This is a genomic window from Enterobacter cloacae complex sp. P12RS (genome assembly GCF_014895875.1).
Classification (GTDB): Bacteria; Pseudomonadota; Gammaproteobacteria; order Enterobacterales; family Enterobacteriaceae; genus Enterobacter; species Enterobacter bugandensis.
Map to the genome: position 1 here is coordinate 1 of NZ_JADBQO010000014.1, position 18,629 is coordinate 18,629.

The following is an 18,629-nucleotide window of genomic DNA, read 5'->3' on the forward strand; positions in this document are numbered from 1 at the left end:
CCATGTCCCCGGACTGTACACCCACGGGGAGAGGGGGAAAACCGTAGGCCGGGTAAGCGTAGCGCCGCCCGGCATGTTGTTGACCTTAGAACCACGCCTCCCACATCGCGCCGACGTTGAAGTCGTCGAGCGTCTCGTCTTTGGTATTGTTCACGCGCGCGGTGCGTTCATTATCCACTTTGCCGCCGGTGACGTAGAAGCGCAGCATCGGACGGAACTCCGGCCCCATGGCGATAGACATGTTCTGCGACAGGGTCAGCTTCCAGCCCTTGTTGTCGCCGCCGTTGTCGTAGTCAACGTGCTGCCAGCCTGCTTCCAGCCAGGTAGAGTGAACGTCGTTCCACCAGTGCATCGGGCGCACGATGGCGTTGTAGTTCTTGCGGTTGTCGGTCTTATCGCGGCTGTTGTCGTAGTCGTGGAAGGCGAGGATGTACTCCACCTGCGTGGCCTGGGTGAATTTATACAGCCCTTCGAAGCTGGCGTAGACCGTGGTCAGATCTTCGGTTTTGTTGAACACGCTGTTGTCCGCGTTATCGGAGTAGCGGGCGATCACCTTGTTCACGCCGCTGTCGTTGGTGTGGCTCAGCACCACGCCGCCCTGCCAGGCGTTCAGGCGTTCGTCGCTTTCAACCGCTTTCGAATCAAAGCCATAGTTGGCGTACAGCTCCATGTCGATCGGGCCGAGCTTCATGCCGTGGATTTTGGAGGTCGCGGCGTAGTTGCCCTTGTCGCCCGTGCCGGAACCGCCGGTACAGGTGATGCGCGACGGGTTCGCTTCGTCTTCCATCACTTCCGGGCTACAGGATTCGACTGCCGCCACGGCAGCCACGTCAAACTGCACGCCGCCGATGTCGAAGTTCTTCACGCCTGCGCCCTGGCCGTCGTGGTTCATCCAGAAGTAATCGTTGATGCCCTGCTGCGGACGCTGGTGGAAGTCACGACCGGCCCAGAAGTAGGCATTTGGGTTGGAGGCCATAATGTTGGTCACCCCCGCGTAGGCTTTTTTCAGGTTAACCTCGTCGCCCCAGTGGTCGATCATCACGTTGATGTCCCAGATGGCGCCGTTGTCCCCTTTGAAGGCCTTGGAGAGCTGGAATTCCCCGCCGTTACCTTCGTTACCCAGACGACCAATCGCGGACGCGCCGTTGTAGGAACCGTCCACCGCCACGTATTTCTGATCGGCGGCCTGGAAGTGCGCGCCGTAGCGGGCGTAGCCGGTAAATTTAATGCCGAACGGGATCGCCATATCCGGGGATTGTGCCGCGCTTTGCGGCTCGGTCACCACGTCCGCTTTTTTCGCAACCGCCGCATCCATTTTGGCCTGACGCTCGGCCAAAGCTTTATCTACCGCTTTCGCCACAATGGCGTCGATTTGCTCCTGGGTAAATTCTTGTGCGAGTACGGAAATTGGGCAAAGCGCGGCGATAACCGCCATGGTTAATGGAAGTTTTTTAATCGTATTCATGGTTATCTCAATATAGTTTAATTTTATTCAGACAATAACCATCCCGCTCCGATCTGACAGAGTATGTCGCTATCATCAGAACAAGTGGATCTCTATTTAGGGTACAGAGGTATTACATTAACTTTATTTCGCCATAGACTATCTCTGATATAAATGAATAATTTCTTCAGACAGTTCACGCGCTAATAAGGAATTCATTAAATGATCCTGCGCGTGCACCATGATTAACGTCATCGGCTGGCGGCCTTCGCCTGCATCCTGCTCGATCAGTTTGGTCTGCATCTTGTGCGCCTGGCGCGCGTAGCCGTCGGCTTCGTGCAGCAGGCTTTTGGCCTCGTCAAAGTTGCCCTGACGCGCTGCGTGCAGCGCTTCAAAGCACAGGCTGCGGGACTGTCCGGCGTTGACGATAATTTCCATTACGGCTTCTTCTAGTGCGATCATCATTATTACTCTTTTTCAAAACTATTATTTAAGGCGGTGGCGGCAAACCACTCTCCGCTTTTCTTAATGGTGCGCTGCTGCGTCTCTAAATCGAGCTGGATAAATCCGTAGCGGTTTTTATAGGCATTGCACCACGACCAGTTATCAATAAACGTCCACATATGATAGCCAAGGCAATTGCACCCTTCGCTAATACCTTTGTGCAGCCACGTTAAATGCTCAGAAATAAACTCGATGCGGTATTGATCGTTAATCTGGCCATTTTCAATAAAGCGCTGTTCATTTTCGACGCCCATGCCGTTTTCAGAAATAAAGCAGCGAGGGTTGCCGTAATTGTCTCGCAGGTTAACCAGAATATCGTAAATACCCGGCTCGTAGATTTCCCAGCCGCGGTACGGATTCATCTTGCGGCCCGGCATCTCGTAGTTATCAAAGAACCACTCCGGCATAAACGGCGCCTGCGGGTTCACCGCGCTGTCGCGACACTTCACGCGGCGCGGCTGATAGTAGTTCACGCCGAGCAGGTCGATTTTCCCTTCCGCAATCAGGAAGCCGTCTTCCGGCTTGCAGGCGGGCAACTGATCGTAGGATTTCAGCAACGCCACCAGGTCGGCCGGATACTCCCCGCGCAGTACCGGGTCAAGGAAGCTGCGGTTAAACATCAGGTCCGCGATGTGCGCCGCCTTCACGTCCGCCGGGTTCTGCGAGCGCGGGTAGGACGGCGTCAGGTTCAGCACGATGCCGATCTCACCCGCGTAATGTCCGGCGCGGTAAGCCTGAACGGCCTTCGCGTGGGCCAGCACGGTGTGATACGCCACGGTGGCGGCCCGGCGGAAATCCACCACGTTGGGATAGTGGAAGTCGTACAGATAACCGCCCTCCACCGGGACGATGGGCTCGTTGAAGGTAAACCAGTGCAGCACGCGGTCGCCAAACAGCTCGAAGCAGATCTGCGCATAGCGGGCGTAAGCGTCCACCACGTCACGGTTTTCCCAGCCGCCGATCTCCTGCATCGCCATCGGCATGTCGAAATGGAACAGGGTGATAAACGGCGTGATGCCCTGTTCATTCAGCTCATCAATGACCTGATTGTAAAAATCGACCGCTTCCGGGTTCACTTCACCGATACCGTCGGGGATCAGGCGCGCCCAGCTAATCGAGGTACGAAAGCTGTTGTGGTTCAGCTGCTTTAACAGCTGAATATCCGTTTTCCAGTTTTGATAAAACGTGGAGGTCTGCTGCGGCCCCACGCCGTTGTGAAAACGGTTCGGCTCGCGGGCAAACCAGTAATCCCAAGTGGTTTCCCCCTCTCTTGCCCCTTCGGTCTGGAGAGCGGAGCTTGCGCTGCCCCACCAGAAGTTATCGGGAAATGCGTATTTCATGTCCTTTCCTCTTTGACTTAATTGCTTGCGGCTTCAGCGGTACCGACGGTTGCCTGGGCCTTCTGCTCTTCGTTTTTCATCAGCGTACGCTCATAGGCGCGCAGGAACGGCAGGTACATCAGCGCGGACATCACCATACAGACCAGGCACATTATCACCGGACTGAGCGCCCAGTTTGCCGCCCATGAGGCACCAATCGGCGCGGGGGTGGTCCACGGGGTTAATGACACCACCTGAGCCAGCCAGCCGAGCTTCGTTGCGCCGTACGCCAGGCAGGCATTGACCAGCGGAACAAACACGAACGGGATAAACAGCATCGGGTTCATGATGATCGGCGCGCCGAACAGAATCGGCTCATTGATGTTAAAGAAGCTCGGCACAATGCCCATTTTGCCGATGGTGCGCAGGTGCGTGGCGCGGCTGCGCAGCAGCAGGAACGCCAGCGGCAGCGTGGAGCCTACGCCACCAATCAGCAGGTAGTGATCCCAGAAGCCCTGCAGGTAAACGTGCGGCAGTGCCGCGCCTGCGGCGAGCGCCGCCTGGTTTGCGGAGAGGTTCGCCATCCAGAATGGGTTCATGATGCCGGTGACAATCAGCGAGCCGTGAATACCGGCAAACCAGAAGATCTGGCACAGCAGCACGGAGAGCAGTATCGCGGGCAGGGAGTCGGATGCGGATACCAGCGGCTCCAGCAGGTGCATGATCGCCTGCGGGATGATCATTCCGGTCTGCGCTTCAATGAACAGGTTCAGCGGGTGCAGCGTACCGATCACCACCATCACCGGGATCAGAATCTCAAACGAACGCGCCACGCCGGTTGGCACTTCCTTCGGCAGGCGGATGGTCACGTTGTTCTGCTTCAGCCACGCATAGACGCGGGTGGCGTAAATCGCGGTGATAAGCGCGGTAAAGATGCCCTGACCTGACAGATATTGGGTGGAGATCTTACCGTCGGCATACGGCGCGGCGACCAGCAGGAAGGCCATAAAGGCCAGCAGGCCGGACATCACCGGGTCGAGGTTAAACTGACGCCCCAGGCTCGCCCCAATCCCCACCGAAATGAAGAAGGTCATCACGCCCATGCTGAGGTTAAACGGCAGCATCAGCTGTTCGCGGTAGGTCTGGGAGAAATCCAGCCAGCCGCGGGCGAAGCTGTTGGTGGTATCCGCCGAGAACGGCGGGAAGATGAACACCAGCATAAACGAGCCGATGATCATAAACGGTAGCGCGGCGGTAAAGCCGTCGCGGATGGCAATCACATACTTTTGCTGACCCAGCTTTGCGGCCAGCGGGGTAATTGACTGCTCAATCACCGCGACCATGGATTGATATAACGAACTCATGTGAACACCTTTTAGTGTGCCGCTTCGATGAGCGACAGAGCATAGTCCAGTACTTTATCGCCACGCTGCATGCCGTAGTCCATCATATCGATGGGCTGCACCGGAATGCCTTTCGTAGCCGCCTTGTCTGAGAGTGTCTGTAACATGTATTTCACTTGCGGTCCGAGAAGTACCACCTGGTATTGCGGAAACTGCGTATCAAATTCGGAAACACCGTACGCATCAATCTTCACCGGCAAACCACGTTCTTTCGCGACATCGACCATTTTGCTGACCAGCAGGCTGGTGGACATCCCGGCAGAGCAACACAGCATAATCTTGAACATCGACAACCATCCTCAAAATGTAAATAGTTATTGCGAGGATGATTGGACATGATACGGAAACCGGTTTCCATTTATAAAAAGCAGAACTGTGATAACCATCAAGATCCAATGCTTATGAGGCTAATTAACCGGATGTGGGTCACATAATTTGGCTGTTTTGACATCATTTTGAGTGGAAACGGAAAATCGGTTTCCATGAAAAACGGAAACGGATATACTCCGTTCTGGCTATAATGTGAGCCGTAGCGGTTATGGAATTTGCAGGCGCGAGGTTAGCCTGCCAGGGGAAAGAGATGTCGACAATCAATGATGTATCACGTCTGGCCGGGGTGTCTAAAGCCACGGTATCGCGAGTGTTGAGTGGGTCACGTGGCGTTAAGGAAGCCAGCCGTCAGGCCGTGCTGAAGGCGGTGGATGAGCTGAACTACCGGCCTAACGTGATTGCCCAGTCGCTGCTGAGCCAGTCGACGGGCTGCATTGGGGTGATTTGCGCGCAGGAAAACATTAACCAGACCACCGGTTATCTTTACGCGCTGGAAAAACAGCTCAGCCAGCATCAAAAACACCTGCTGCTGCGCTTCGCCCATAGCAAAGCGGAAGTGATGAATGCTCTTGAAGAACTCTCCTGCGGCCTGTGTGACGACATTCTGGTGATTGGCGCCCGTTTCCCGCTGGACGTGGATATGGAAAACGTCATCCTTGTGGACTGCATGGAGGCCGATAACGCCAACAGCATTAAGTTCGATCACGCCTTTGCCGCCGAAACCGCCTGTAACTATCTGACCAGCCAGGGGCGTCGCCAGATTGCGCTGATCCACCCGCACGGCAGCGGGTTTGCCGACCAGGTGCTGCTTGGCTATAAGCACGCGCTGGAGAAAAATTTCCTGCCCTTTAATCGCAACCTCGTCTTTATGGACGCAACCTCCTCGTCCGTTGCGCTTCAGGAATTACTCAACAACGCGTCCACGCTGAACTTCAACGCGCTGCTGGTGGCGGACGAGCAGGAAGCCCAGCGGGTGATCCCGCAACTGCAGGCGTTTAATAAATCCGTACCGGACGACATTATGGTCTTTAGCCTGGCCGGATCGCTGCACCTGCCGGGTATTCCGGTGATCCCGGCGATTGAATATTCAATGGATGCCATGGCGGCGCGTATCGTAAGCTGGCTGACGGAGAAAACGCAGATGCTCGGGTCCTATGTTCTGCGCGGGGATCTCATCATTCCGGACGTGCGGAAGCGTTAAAACATTTTCCAGGCCGGGTAAGCGCAGCGCCACCCGGCGAGAACTCAATAATCTTCCAGACAATCCACCTGACCAACCGCAGCCCAGTAGGCGTCCAGGTTGTCGCGCTTCACGGCGGTGATGGCGTTTTTGATCAGCAGCTGATTGGCCTCGGACGACAAAATCATCTCCTGCCAGGCCTTATCGCTCTGCTTTTTCTGTGGCGTACAAGTTTTCTTAATATCTTTCAGGACCTGTTGCTTAATCTGCGCCTCTTTCGCCGGATCGTCCTTTTCCTGAGCATGGACAAACGCGGCGAAGAGCAGACAAACCAGCAGGCAGACCAGGTGCGCAGCTTTCATCAACAACCCCCTTTAGACGTCACAGGCTTCCCATGAAATATATCGTTACATTCAGTGTAGCGATTCCAGTCGAAAGTATGATTTTCTCTTTTCTGCGCATGAGAACCGCCCACCGATAAGGTTACTGGATCCCCCCGCCCAGCGACTGCCACAGCGTGATGCGGTTCTCCAGGTCGGTTTGCTGCAGCGCAATCAGCGATTCCTGCGCCGACCACAGCGACCGCTGCGCGGTCAGTACCGTCAGATAATCCCCCGCGCCCGCCTTATAGCTGCGCGTTGCCACATCCAGCGTTTTTTGCTCGGCCGCCACGTATTCTCGCTGGGCATCAAGCTGCTCGCTGAGCGTTTCACGGCGCGCCAGCGCGTCGGCCACGTCTTTAAACGCGCTCTGGATGGCTTTTTCGTAGGTCGCAATTAACCCTTTTTTCTCGGCTTCTGCATAACGCAGCTGCGCCAGATTGTTGCCACCGCTGAACAGCGGCAGGGTGATGGACGGCGCGAATGACCAGACCTTCATCCCGTGGCTGAACAGGGAGGAGAGCGAGTCGCTGCCGACGCCCGCGCTGGCGGTCAGTGAAATGGTCGGGAAGAAGTTGGCGCGCGCCGCGCCGATATTGGCGTTGGCGCTCAGCAGGTTATGTTCCGCTTCCTGAATGTCCGGGCGGCGCAGCAGCGCGCTGGAGCTGACGCCCGCCGGGATCAGCGTGATGGCGTTGTTGCTCAGGCTCTCCAGCGTACCGGGCAGCAGGTTCTCCGGCACCGTATCGCCCGCCAGCAGATTGAGGGCATTTTTATCCTGCATCACCAGCGTCCGGTAGCTTGCTACGCTGGCGCGCGCCTGCTGGTAAACCGCCATCGCTTCACTGACGTCCGTAGCCGCCGCGACGCCCACTTCCTGCTGGCGCTTCACAATCTTCAGCGAGTTTGCCGCGCTCTCCATTGTGGATTTCGCCAGCGCCAGGTTGCTGTTATCCGCCGCCAGCGTCACCCAGGCCGTGGTCAGCTCGCTAACCATCGTCAGGCGCGTGTTCTGCGCGGTGAACTCGCTGGCAAGCCAGGTTTCACGCGCGGCGCGGGAGAGGCTCTGGTTGCGGCCGAACAGATCCAGCTCGAAGCTGGAGACCGCGCCGTTGGCTTCGTCGCTTGTCGCAACACTGCTTGCCAGCGTGCGGCTGCGGGTGTGGCTCAGCTCGGCGTCCACCGTCGGAAACAGGGACGAGCGCGTTTCACCGTACTGTGCGCGGGCGGCGTCGATATCCGCGATCGCTTTTTGCACGTCGCGGTTGCTGTTCAGCGCCATCGTCACCACGCTTTTCAGCCTCGCGTCGTTCATCACCTGCTGCCACTGGCTCACCACGGCGGTGGCTTCGCCGTGCGCGCCGGGCAAGGTCGCCGGGACGGGAGCGTCCGGGCGTTGATAGGTAGGGTCTAACGACACACACCCTGCGCTCAGCAGGGCTAACGCTAAAACAGTGACACGAAACATTATGACCTCCGGTTCGCGTGTTTACCGGAGAACAGACGTTTCACCAGTACAAAGAATAAAGGGACGAAGAAGATCGCCAGCAGCGTCGCGGCCAGCGTTCCGCCGATAATGCCGGTACCAATTGCCACGCGGCTGTTGGCACCTGCGCCGGTTGCAACGGCCAGCGGCGTCACCCCTGCGATAAACGCCAGCGACGTCATGATGATGGGACGCAGACGCGTCTGGGCGGCACGCAGGGCGGCGCGCGTCAGGGAGTAACCTTCTGCGACTTTGGCTTCTGCAAACTCGACAATCAGGATGGCGTTCTTCGACGACAGGCCGATAGTGGTGAGCAGCGCCACCTGGAAGTAGACGTCATTACTCAGGCCGCGCAGGGAGGCGGCAAGCGCCGCACCCAGCACCCCAAGCGGGATCACCAGGATGACCGAAATCGGCACCGACCAGCTCTCATACAGCGCCGCCAGGCACAGGAACACCACGAGAATGGAAAGGGCATACAGGCTCATCGCCTGACCGCTTGCCAGTTTTTCCTGCAAAGACAAACCGCTCCACGCCCAGGTGCTGCCGGACGGCAGGCTGTTTGCCAGCTGCTCCATTTTGCTCATCGCCGTGCCGGAGCTCGCGCCGCTGGCGTTTTCGCCCTGTATCTCATACGCCGCCGAGCCGTTGTAGCGCACCAGGCTTTCCGGGCCATACTCCCAGCGCGTGGTGGCGAAGGCGGAGAACGGGGTCATGGTGCTGTCGCTGCCGCGCACATACCATTTGTTGAGATCGGACGGCACGGCGCGATAGTCGCTGTCACCCTGGATGTAGACCTTTTTCACACGGCCGCGATCGATAAAGTCGTTCACGTAAGTCCCGCCCCAGGCGCTGGAGAGGGTGTTGGTGACTTCGCTCAGGGACAGCCCCAGCGACACGGCCTTGTTGTTGTCGATATCCACCTGAAGCTGCGGCATCTGCGGCAGATCGTTGGCGCGCACGGCGTGCAGCGAGCTGTCCTGGTTGGCTTCGCCAATCAGCTGGTTACGCAGTTTCAGCAGCGCATCGCGGTCGGTGCCGCCGCTGGCCATCAGCTCAAAGGTAAAACCGTTGCTCTGGCCCAGGCCGTCCACCGCAGGCGGCGTCATCGCAAAGATGGTCGCATCGCGGATGGTGCTCAGTTCCTGCGTGGCACGCAGGGCGATGGCCTGAGCCGTGTTTGCATCGCCTTTACGCTCTGACCAGTTCTTCAGGGAGACAAACGCCATCCCGGCGTTCTGGCCGCTGCCGCTGAAGCTGAAGCCTTCAATGGTGAAGATCACGTTGGTGTTGGCTTTCTCTTTGGTGAGGAACCACTCGCGCACCTGGCGGCTGACTTCGGCGGTACGTACCGTCGTCGCGCCGGCTGGCAGGGTGTACTGCACCATGATTTCGCCCTGGTCTTCCGTCGGCAGGAAGCTGCCCGGCAGCTTAAGCATGGCGAAGCCCATCGCGCCGCAGAGCAGGGCGTAGATGACCAGCATGCCGCCGGAACGGCGCAGAGCGCGCAGCACCTTGTTCTGATAACCGCGCTCGGTCCTGCTGTAGAAGCGGTTAAACGCGCCGAAGAAGCCCTTTTTGTGCGGCGTCGTGTGGCTCAGAATCGAGCCGCAGAGCGCGGGCGTCAGGGTCAGCGCCACCACCACGGAGAGGAACATCGCCGAAATAATGGTGACCGAGAACTGACGGTAAATCACCCCGGTTGAGCCGCCGAAGAAGGCCATCGGCAGGAATACCGCAGAGAGCACCAGCGCAATGGCGACCAGCGCGCCGGAGATTTCGCCCATCGATTTCTCGGTGGCTTCCCGGGCGGGCAGCCCCTCGTCGCGCATAATACGCTCGACGTTTTCCACCACCACGATGGCGTCATCCACCAAAAGCCCAATCGCCAGCACCATCGCAAACAGCGTCAGGGTATTGATGGAGTAGCCGAACAGCGCCAGCACGCCGAAGGTACCCAGCAGAACGACAGGTACCGCCAACGCGGGGATCAGCGTCGCGCGGATGTTTTGCAGGAACAGGTACATCACCACCACCACGAGGACAATGGCTTCGAACAGGGTCTGAATCACGTCCTCAACGGAGATCTTGATGAACTCGGTGCTGTCCTTCGGGTAGGCCACGTCGTAGCCTTCCGGCATCGACTTTTTGAACTCGGCAATCTTGTCTTTCACCGCCGTCGCAGTGTTGAGCGCGTTCGCACCCGGTGAGAGCATGACTGCCATACCCGCCGCCGGGTGGCCGTTGAGCTTCGCGGTGGCGGTATAATCTTCGCTGCCCATCTCCACGCGGGCGACATCGCTGATGCGCACCACCGCGCCGTTGGATTGGCTCTTCACAATGATGTTTTTAAACTGATCCACCGTCTGCAGGCGCGACTGGGCGCGGACGGTGGCGGTCAGCTGCTGGGCGTTCGACGAGGGTAGCGCGCCGATTTTACCGGCGGAGACCTGCACGTTCTGCGCTTCAATCGCGCTCTGCACGTCGGACGGCATCAGCGAGTAGGACGCCAGCTTCGCCGGGTCGAGCCAGATGCGCATCGCGTATTCCGCCCCGAACACCTGCAGGCTCCCGACGCCTTCCACGCGCGCCAGCGGATCCTGCATATTACTCACCAGCCAGTCGGCAATATCCGAGCTGCTGGCGGTGTCGGTTTTATCGTACACGCCCATGATCAGCAGGAAGTTGCTCTGGGATTTTTCGACGGTGATCCCGGACTGCTGCACCTCGGTGGGCAGGCGAGATTCCGCCTGCTGGACTTTGTTCTGCACCTGCACCTGAGCGGTGTCCGGGTCAGTGCCCTGCTCGAAGGTGACGGTAATGCTCACCGATCCGTCCGAGCTGCTGGTGGAGGTGAAGTAGAGCAGGTTATCCAGCCCGGTCAGTTGCTGCTCGATCACCTGCGTTACGCTGTTTTCCAGCGTCTGCGCGGAGGCACCGGTATAGGTGGCGGAGATTTTGATCGACGGCGGCGCAACGTCCGGGTACTGCGCGACCGGCAGCGTGCGGATGGCCAGCATCCCGGCGAGCATGATAAGAATAGCGATAACCCAGGCAAAGACCGGGCGACGCACGAAGAAACGGGAAAACATCAGGCGTTTCCTCCGTTGGCTTTCATCTCTTCGGCCTTCACTTCCTGCCCGGCGGTGACTTTGTCAGTACCTTCCACAATCAGCCTGTCGCCCGCCTTCAGCCCGCTCAGCACCAGCCATTTGTCGCCGTAGGTGTCACCCGTTTCCAACTGACGCTGCTCGACCTTGTTGCTGGCATTGACCACCAGAGCGGTGGCGGTGCCTTTGGCGTCACGGGTGATGCCCTGCTGCGGCGCGAGGATCGCGTCGCTCATGACGCCTTCATCCACCCTGGCGCGGACAAACATGCCCGGCAGGAGCTGATGCTGCGGGTTCGGGAAGACGGCGCGCAGCGTGACCGAGCCGGTTGATTCATCCACCGCCACTTCGGTTAACGCCAGGCGGCCTTTCTCGCTGTAGGTGCTGCCGTCTTCGAGGATTAACGACACGCTTAGCGTATCGCTATTGGTGGCAAGGGTTTGCTTGCGTAAACGCAGCAGATCGGCGCTGGAACGGGTTAAGTCGACGTACATGCTGTCCAGCCCGCGAATGGTGGCGAGCGCGGTATCCTGCTGGGCGGTGACCAGCGCGCCGGGGGTGACGGAGGAGATGCCGATGCGTCCGGCAATCGGCGCGGTGACGGTGGTCCAGTTGAGGTTAATGCGCGCGCTCTCCTGCGCGGCCTTCTTTGATTCAACGCTGGCCTTGTCCTGCGCGCAGGTGGACTTCGCGTCTTCTGCGTCCTGACGCGACACGCCGTCGTCTTTCACCAGTTGCGCATAGCGCTGGGCTTTCTGGCAGTCGGCCTGCACCAGCGCCTGGGCCTGTTTCAGCGCCGCGGCGGCTTCATCAAACGCCGCGCGGTAGCTGGAAGGGTCAATTTGATACAGCGCCTGTCCGGCCTTCACGGTATCGCCTTCGGTAAACAACCTCTTCTGAATAATGCCGCCCACCTGCGGGCGCACTTCGGCGCTCATGGCGGCGGTGGTGCGGCCCGTGAGTTCGCTGACGACGGAGACCGGCTGGCTCATGAGGGTGACAATCCCCACATCCGGAAGAGGATGCTGGGGAGCAGATGTTTGCGCATTATCGCACCCGGTCAGGAGGAGTAATGCCGCGATGGAGGTTGTTATGGTTTTCATAATCTTTTTCCAGGGTGAACGATGCCTGCCCTGTTAAAGGCTCAACAGGGAGGAGGGCTATTTAAAGGCACAGCGATACCGCATCTCCGGCAAGGCCGGAAATGTTAAGTTGGGAAATTACTTATTCCCGCTAATTATTCACATGCGATTACTTCGCAGAGAAAAGCATATTTAAAATATTCTGATAGATAGGCTCTAATTGTTCTGACGGTACTTTTAAAGGCGCGAGTCGACGGTAAATCGTGCCTTCGATCATCACCGCGGTAATTTCCACGCAGCAGCGAATATGTTCATCGCTCAGATGGGGAAATTGTTTTTTCAGGTGCGCACAGGCGTTGGTAAACATCCGGGCATCGGCTGCGATCAGCATGGCCGCCACCTGCGGGTTACGGGTCGCCTCGGCAGACATTTCGAGCATCAACGCATCGTCGTCTTCGTTGAGCGTCTGACGCCAGGCGAGCGCCTGTGGCATCCCTTCCACCACCGTTTTGTCCTGCATCCCTTCGATGCGTGAGTCGATAATGCGGCGGATCATCTCTTCAATAATCGCGTCTTTGTTACTGAAATAACGGTAAATTTGCCCGACGCTAAGCTTCGCCTCACTGGCAATTTGCGACATGCTGGCGGCGTGAAATCCGCTGGCGCGAAAGCAGCGACGCGCGGCGGTGATGATTTCGTCCTGACGTTGTTTTTGTCGTTCTTCCAGCTTTGTGCTCATCGTCGTCTACCGTGCAAAAGTGAGAATGATCGTTCTCAGTATACGTTTTGGATGCGTATTGGAAAGGCTTTTTTTATTTAGTTATTGAGTGAATGTTTCTGTATTAAAAAAAAGGAGGAAATTAGGAGTTTTTATGAAGGTTAAGCTGTGAGATATTCAAATTGCGCGGAAAATAAGGAGAGGAATATGCACCTGAGCATAACAGATAATGTAACACCCGCAGAAAAAGAAGAGCTATTTGTGGGGTTAAGAGCCTATAACGGACAGTTTATCGATCTGACAAACTTTAGCGGCGACATTGGCGTTTATGTACGAGACGATAAAGGCGTCATGCTCGGCGGGCTCATTGGGGTGCGTAAAGGCGACTGGCTGAATATCGACTTTCTCTGGGTGAGCGATGCCGTGCGCGGATCTGGCGTGGGCAGCCAGCTTATCAAAACGGCGGAAGAGGAAGCCAGACGCAAAGGCTGCAAGCACGCGCTGGTGGATACCGTCAGCTTCCAGGCGCGTCCGTTCTATGAAAAACAGGGGTACCAGCTGCAGATGTCTTTGCAGGATTATCCGTACCCGGGCATGCAGCGACATTACCTGGCGAAAGTCCTTTAAGCTCTGAATCCGTAGGCCGGGTAAGCGCAGCGTCACCCGGCCATACCCGCATATAACTTATCCTTCTTATTGATTCTTTTTCGTTTTTTATTTCACCGCCTCGTTGTCGATATAGTCACTACAACATTCAGCAAAAGGAACTTTCTCGTGAAACGTCGATTGGGTGCTCTGGTTTTCGCTGGCCTGCTGCTGGCAGGGTGCGATCAAAGTGGCAGCGATGCCAAACACATAAAAGTGGGCGTCATCAACGGCGCTGAACAGGACGTGGCGGAAGTCGCCAAAAAGGTGGCAAAAGAAAAATATGGCCTGGACGTGGAGCTGGTCGGCTTCAGCGGCTCGCTATTGCCCAACGATGCCACTAACCAGGGAGAGCTGGATGCCAACGTCTTCCAGCATCGCCCGTTCCTTGCAGAAGATAACAAGGCGCATGGCTACAAGCTGGTCGCCGTGGCGAACACCTTTGTTTTCCCGATGGCCGGCTATTCCCGCAAAATCAAATCCGTCTCTGACCTGAAGGACGGGGCGACTATCGCCATTCCAAACGATCCGACCAACCTTGGCCGCGCGCTGCTGCTGCTGCAAAAAGAGAAGCTCATCACCCTGAAGCCGGACACCGGGCTGCTGCCGACGGCGCTGGATATTACCGCCAACCCTAAGCAGCTGAAAATCATGGAACTGGAAGGGGCACAGCTGCCGCGCGTGCTGGACGACCCGAAAGTTGATGTCGCCATCATCAGCACTACCTATATTCAGCAAACCGGGCTATCGCCGGTGCATGACAGCGTCTTTATTGAAGATAAAAACTCGCCGTACGTGAACATCGTGGTGACGCGCGAAGACAACAAAGACGCGGAGAACGTGAAGGCGTTTATCCAGTCGTATCAGTCACCGGAAGTGGCGAAAGCGGCAGAGACGATCTTTAACGGCGGGGCGGTGCCAGGCTGGTAAAGGTGCCGGCAGAAAACGCGGTGATGAAAATGGCCCGATTCCATCGGTAATCGCCCTTTAGCCCACAGCACCAATTGTGACGGCTGGCTATCCTCCTTATCATACCAACCGGAGGATAGCCCATGAACATTACCCAAATTCGCAATGCCACCCTGCTGATTACCTACGCCGGAAAACGCCTTTTAATCGACCCGATGCTGGCCCCGAAAGGCGCTTATCCGGGCTTTCCCGGTACGGCGCATGCCGAACGCCGTAACCCGACGGTCGAACTTCCCGTCGACGTCAATACGCTGCTGGACGCTGACGCGGTGATCGTCACCCATACCCATGACGATCACTGGGATCGCACCGCGGCAGAGCTGATCGCCAAAGACAAACCGATCTACGTGCAAAACGATCGTGACGCCGCGCTGCTGCGCAGCCAGGGATTTACCAACCTGACGATCATGACCGACGAGACCACCTTCGGGGAGGTTCGGATTGCGAAAACGTACGGCGGCCAGCACGGGACCGACCGCGCTTACGCCGTGCCAGAACTGGCGGAGCGGTTGGGCGAGGCCTGTGGCGTGGTGCTGCGTCATCCTGATGAGAAGACGCTCTATCTTGCCGGGGATACCATCTGGCGCGAAGAGGTGGCAGCCGATCTGCAAAAACACCAGCCAGATGTGGTGGTACTGAACGTCGGTTATGCTCACGTCATCGGCTTTGGGCCCATTATTATGGGACAGGAAGATGTGCTTAACGTCCATTTCCTGCTGCCGCAGGCTAAAATCGTCGCGAGCCACATGGAGGCGATTAACCACTGCCTGTTGACCCGCAGCGCGCTGCGTGAGTACGTCGAAGCCAACCAGGTGAGCGATGTGGTGAGCATTCCCCAGGATGGCGAAACCGTTATATTCTGAGTGCGTTAACGGGAAAGGAGAGACAGATGTCGCTAATCAACGTCGCGATTGTCGCGGTAGACGGGTTCAGCCCGTTCCACTACTCCGTTCCCTGCATCCTGTTTGGTGATTCGGTCTCCGGCGAAAAGCGCTTTAACGTGACGATCTGCGCCGAAACGCCGGGGTTTCTTACCTCAAAAGACGGGTTTGCCCTCAACGCTACGCAGGATTACACCGCCATCGGGCAGGCCGACATTGTTGTCGTTCCCTACTGGCAGCACGTCCTTGAACGGCCGCCTCAGGCGCTGCTCGACAGCCTGGTGTTGGCGAGAGACAACGGCGCGGAAATTGTCGGCCTGTGTCTGGGATCGTTTGTGCTGGCCTGGGCGGGGATCCTCGACGGTAAACGGGCCGCCACCCACTGGGAGTTTGAACATCACTTCCAGTCGCTCTTTCCGAACGTCCAGCTGGATATCAATGCCCTCTACGTGAATGACGGCAATATCATCACCTCTGCCGGTACCGCGGCTGCGCTGGACTGCTGCCTGTACATCATTCGCCAGCGTTTTGGCAGCGTCGTCGCCAACCAGATTGCCCGTCGGATGATTGTCCCGCCCCATCGCGAGGGCGGGCAGGCGCAGTTCATCGCCCAGCCGGTTCCGAAAGATACCCGTGACGCACGTATTAACTGCCTGATCGACTACCTGCAGCAGCACATCACCGAACCGCATAGTCTGGACTCGCTGGTGCTGCGGGAGCTGCGGGGGCCGCGTCAGGGGAGCTGGCTGCGCATGCTATAGCCAGCGTGCTCTATCCGGAAGTGAAAGACCTGTCGAAACTGAGCGAAGATCAAATGCAGACGGTCATTACGCTGGCTTCAGTATCGGCGGGGATGGCGGGTGGATTGGCGGGAGGGAGTACGGCTTCGGCAGCTGCTGGGGCGCAAGGTGGGAAGAACGCGGCAGAGAATAATGCTACCTCAAACTGGGGTGGATTAGTGCCTCCAGCAACACAACAGGATGCTTCACTGGCTTTCGATCTCGGCGGTAAAGGTGTATCTCCCGACAAAATTAACAAGGCTATTAAAGACTCTCATATTGGTCCATCAGTAGGGGATACGGCAAAAATCCATGGTGATGTAAAAGGTCAGGTGGCTGTTGGTTATGTCGGCGGGGGCTATCTGGAGGGGTCCTTTCAGAAGATAAATTCGCAATTAATGGCGGGATAACAAAGGTGTTTGGCTGGCGCGCGGATGCGTCGGCTGGATTAACTTTCGGGCCTTATCCAATTAAGGATTTCAATCCGGCTTATGATTATTCCGGTTCCATATCCGCTGGTATTTTTTCAATTGAAGGATCTGTAGGTAAAGATGGCGTTGATGGTGCTTTCAGAATTGGCGGAGGTATTGATGCTAGTACCCGACAAAGTGAAAATCACAACAACCTGCCGGAGATCGACGGCGCTGGCAGTACCGAACTCGTATCCTGGCCCTTCAAAAAGGATTAATTAAATGATTTATCTGCTCTTAGGAATTGCGCTGTTCGCATTTTTCGTTGGAACGGTCGTGTTTTTTCGTTTTAGTAAAGTGACGGGAAGAAGCGTCCAGTCACCGTTTACCCCTATGTTTTTCTTTGACGCGCTATTTTTTGGTCTGGGTAGTAAGCGAGACATGAACATCGCGGCATGTTCATTTATCTTCTTTCTAGTCAGTATCTGGGGATTAACTTATTTAAAATTAAGCACTCATTTTTGGGGGAGTCGCGAAAGTTATTTTGGTTTTGCGATCGCCGGGATTTTATTTCTGATTATGCATTGTCGCTATTGTGCAAAAAATGTCGTTATCAAAAATGATGGCCTGGCTCCCATGAGAGAGTTGATTAATCTTCGGCGGTCCGGCCTCATCAGCCCTTTTTTATGGTTAAGCCGGGCCGGATATCTGGGGTTCTTTATTGGCATGATTCGTTGAAGCGAGATGCGGAAAAACAGTCTCCGTACTCCTGGAGACTACCCCAGTCTCTCCACCCTCGTCTCCCCCTCCGCCATCGACAGCTGATACAGCGAAAACGATCTGTGCTTCTCAATCAACGTCGCCAGCTCCGGCGAGTGGCTGGTGAGCCAGATCTGCGAGTAGCGGCTGGCCTCGGCGATTAAGCTCGCCAGGGCGGGCAGCATCTGCGGGTGCAGGCTGTTTTCCGGTTCGTTTAACGCGATAAACGCCGGCGGGCGCGGGCTTAACAGCGCCACCGCCAGGCACAGAAAGCGCAGGGTGCCGTCGGAGAACTCCGCCGGTTCCAGCGGCCTGCTCAGCCCCTCGCGCTGCATCATCATGCGAAAACGCCCACCGCTGTTGTCGCTGTAAAACACGCAGCCGGGGAAGGCCTGGTCGAGGATGCGCATCAGCAGCAGCTCGTCGCCAATCTCCACGATAGTCTGAAACGCCGCCGCCAGGTTGGCGCCGTCGCTGGCCAGCACCGGGGAGCGGAAACCGACCTGCGGGGCGCGCATCGCCGAGCCGATTGATACAGAAAACTCATGATAAAAGCGCCAGTTACGAAGGGACTCGCGCATCTGCGACACTTCCGGGTAAAGGTGCGGTTCGCCGAGCTGTCCGAATACCGATTCGTTCTCGTACAGCGTGCCGCTGTGGGTCACTTTTTCATGATGCACGTTGTTCAGAAACACGGCCTGATTCCTGCGCTTCATCAGCTGTGACGAAGGACGACGGTGCTGGCCGCTCAGCCAGATGGACTCCTCTTTGATCACCGGGTCGAGCTGAAACTGTGAGGGATACGGCAGCTTCTCCACAAACCCGACCTGCAGCTCGTATTCGTAGGTCTCTGTTTCCACGGCCAGATTCATCCGCCGCAGCTGGTCGCTGCGGGTTTTGCCTGCCCAGAACACCTTCAGAATGCCGCCCTCGTTCGCCAGCGCATGGGAAAACTGCCCTTGCGCGGCGCTGTGCATCAGGTGTATCGCCTTGTAAATATTGGATTTCCCGGTACCGTTCGGCCCGAAGATGATATTGAGCTGCTCCAGCTCCAGCGACATCTCGCGGATGGAACGGTAGTTTTGTATGTGCAGGGTGTTGATCACAGGCAGGCCCCTTTTGCAGAATAAGCCTGTATATAATCACAGTCTTTAAGATGAAATGCAAAAAAGAGACGACAGTGAGGATGTCGTCTAAACGGGGTACTGCTTTGGGCCTCTATGGGTCAAT

At 57.0% G+C, this 18,629-nt stretch carries 16 protein-coding genes and 3 pseudogenes; 8 read left to right on the forward strand and 11 right to left on the reverse strand.

The annotated features are described in order from the left end of the window. Nucleotides 1–85 precede the first annotated feature (85 nt). The 5 genes from IM284_RS10120 to IM284_RS10140 all read right to left on the reverse strand — a co-directional run bounded on the left by IM284_RS10120 (nucleotide 86) and on the right by IM284_RS10140 (nucleotide 4,957). Entirely contained in the window at nucleotides 86–1,465 is a 1,380-nt protein-coding gene (locus tag IM284_RS10120; RefSeq protein WP_041911699.1) for a carbohydrate porin, read from the reverse strand. A gap of 138 nt (nucleotides 1,466–1,603) precedes the next feature. Next, nucleotides 1,604–1,906 (reverse strand): PTS lactose/cellobiose transporter subunit IIA, encoded by a 303-nt coding sequence (locus IM284_RS10125; protein ID WP_028014979.1) that lies wholly within the window; start codon nucleotides 1,904–1,906, stop codon nucleotides 1,604–1,606. Nucleotides 1,907–1,911: 5 nt separating this feature from the next. Beyond that, nucleotides 1,912–3,288: a glycoside hydrolase family 1 protein gene (locus IM284_RS10130; protein WP_047366886.1), complete on the reverse strand. Its 1,377-nt coding sequence runs from the start codon at nucleotides 3,286–3,288 to the stop codon at nucleotides 1,912–1,914. Nucleotides 3,289–3,305: 17 nt separating this feature from the next. Further along, the gene (locus IM284_RS10135) at nucleotides 3,306–4,631 is read right to left on the reverse strand and encodes a PTS sugar transporter subunit IIC (protein WP_028014981.1); all 1,326 of its coding nucleotides are present in this window, start codon (nucleotides 4,629–4,631) and stop codon (nucleotides 3,306–3,308) included. An 11-nt stretch (nucleotides 4,632–4,642) separates the two neighbouring features. Continuing rightward, entirely contained in the window at nucleotides 4,643–4,957 is a 315-nt protein-coding gene (locus IM284_RS10140; RefSeq protein WP_014830072.1) for a PTS sugar transporter subunit IIB, read from the reverse strand. Nucleotides 4,958–5,250: 293 nt separating this feature from the next. Between IM284_RS10140 and IM284_RS10145 the strand changes: the two genes are divergently transcribed. Next, nucleotides 5,251–6,201, forward strand: coding sequence for a LacI family DNA-binding transcriptional regulator (locus IM284_RS10145; protein ID WP_047366887.1), 951 nt, complete (start codon nucleotides 5,251–5,253; stop codon nucleotides 6,199–6,201). 44 nt (nucleotides 6,202–6,245) lie between these two features. Here IM284_RS10145 and IM284_RS10150 read toward each other — a convergent pair whose 3' ends face one another. The 5 genes from IM284_RS10150 to IM284_RS10170 all read right to left on the reverse strand — a co-directional run bounded on the left by IM284_RS10150 (nucleotide 6,246) and on the right by IM284_RS10170 (nucleotide 12,977). Beyond that, nucleotides 6,246–6,542 (reverse strand): YicS family protein, encoded by a 297-nt coding sequence (locus tag IM284_RS10150; protein ID WP_028014983.1) that lies wholly within the window; start codon nucleotides 6,540–6,542, stop codon nucleotides 6,246–6,248. A 121-nt stretch (nucleotides 6,543–6,663) separates the two neighbouring features. Continuing rightward, entirely contained in the window at nucleotides 6,664–8,028 is a 1,365-nt protein-coding gene (locus tag IM284_RS10155) for an efflux transporter outer membrane subunit (RefSeq protein WP_047366888.1), read from the reverse strand. After that, complete coding sequence (locus IM284_RS10160) at nucleotides 8,028–11,138, reverse strand: efflux RND transporter permease subunit (RefSeq protein ID WP_047366889.1); 3,111 nt, start codon at nucleotides 11,136–11,138, stop codon at nucleotides 8,028–8,030. The genes IM284_RS10155 and IM284_RS10160 overlap by 1 nt, the downstream gene beginning before the upstream one ends. Continuing rightward, a complete protein-coding gene (locus IM284_RS10165; protein WP_045260816.1) occupies nucleotides 11,138–12,259 on the reverse strand; it encodes an efflux RND transporter periplasmic adaptor subunit in 1,122 nt (373 codons plus the stop codon). The genes IM284_RS10160 and IM284_RS10165 overlap by 1 nt, the downstream gene beginning before the upstream one ends. A 148-nt stretch (nucleotides 12,260–12,407) precedes the next feature. Further along, the gene (locus tag IM284_RS10170; protein ID WP_028014987.1) at nucleotides 12,408–12,977 is read right to left on the reverse strand and encodes a TetR/AcrR family transcriptional regulator; all 570 of its coding nucleotides are present in this window, start codon (nucleotides 12,975–12,977) and stop codon (nucleotides 12,408–12,410) included. Nucleotides 12,978–13,163: 186 nt separating this feature from the next. Here IM284_RS10170 and IM284_RS10175 point away from each other — a divergent pair, with 186 nt between their 5' ends. The 7 genes and pseudogenes from IM284_RS10175 (at nucleotide 13,164) to IM284_RS10205 (ending at nucleotide 17,378) form a co-directional block, all read left to right on the forward strand. After that, nucleotides 13,164–13,583, forward strand: a complete 420-nt coding sequence (locus tag IM284_RS10175) for a GNAT family N-acetyltransferase (RefSeq protein ID WP_047366890.1) — start codon at nucleotides 13,164–13,166, stop codon at nucleotides 13,581–13,583. A gap of 147 nt (nucleotides 13,584–13,730) precedes the next feature. Next, nucleotides 13,731–14,531 carry a lipoprotein NlpA gene (gene nlpA / locus IM284_RS10180; protein WP_047366891.1) on the forward strand — a complete coding sequence of 267 codons (801 nt, stop codon included), beginning with the start codon at nucleotides 13,731–13,733 and terminating at the stop codon, nucleotides 14,529–14,531. Nucleotides 14,532–14,653: 122 nt separating this feature from the next. Beyond that, nucleotides 14,654–15,433 (forward strand): MBL fold metallo-hydrolase, encoded by a 780-nt coding sequence (locus tag IM284_RS10185; protein WP_047366892.1) that lies wholly within the window; start codon nucleotides 14,654–14,656, stop codon nucleotides 15,431–15,433. A 26-nt stretch (nucleotides 15,434–15,459) separates the two neighbouring features. Continuing rightward, a pseudogene (locus IM284_RS10190) lies at nucleotides 15,460–16,158 on the forward strand (GlxA family transcriptional regulator); the annotation flags it as partial. A gap of 2 nt (nucleotides 16,159–16,160) precedes the next feature. Next, nucleotides 16,161–16,394: pseudogene (locus IM284_RS23745) on the forward strand (VENN motif pre-toxin domain-containing protein); the annotation flags it as partial. 15 nt (nucleotides 16,395–16,409) lie between these two features. Next, nucleotides 16,410–16,918 (forward strand): annotated as a pseudogene (locus IM284_RS10200) (polymorphic toxin type 25 domain-containing protein). Between the two features lie 4 nt (nucleotides 16,919–16,922). Then, nucleotides 16,923–17,378, forward strand: a complete 456-nt coding sequence (locus tag IM284_RS10205; RefSeq protein WP_047366893.1) for a hypothetical protein — start codon at nucleotides 16,923–16,925, stop codon at nucleotides 17,376–17,378. Between the two features lie 38 nt (nucleotides 17,379–17,416). Here the strand turns inward: IM284_RS10205 and IM284_RS10210 are convergent, their stop codons facing one another. Continuing rightward, a complete protein-coding gene (locus tag IM284_RS10210) occupies nucleotides 17,417–18,505 on the reverse strand; it encodes an AAA family ATPase (protein WP_047366894.1) in 1,089 nt (362 codons plus the stop codon). Between the last annotated feature and the right edge of the window lie 124 nt (nucleotides 18,506–18,629).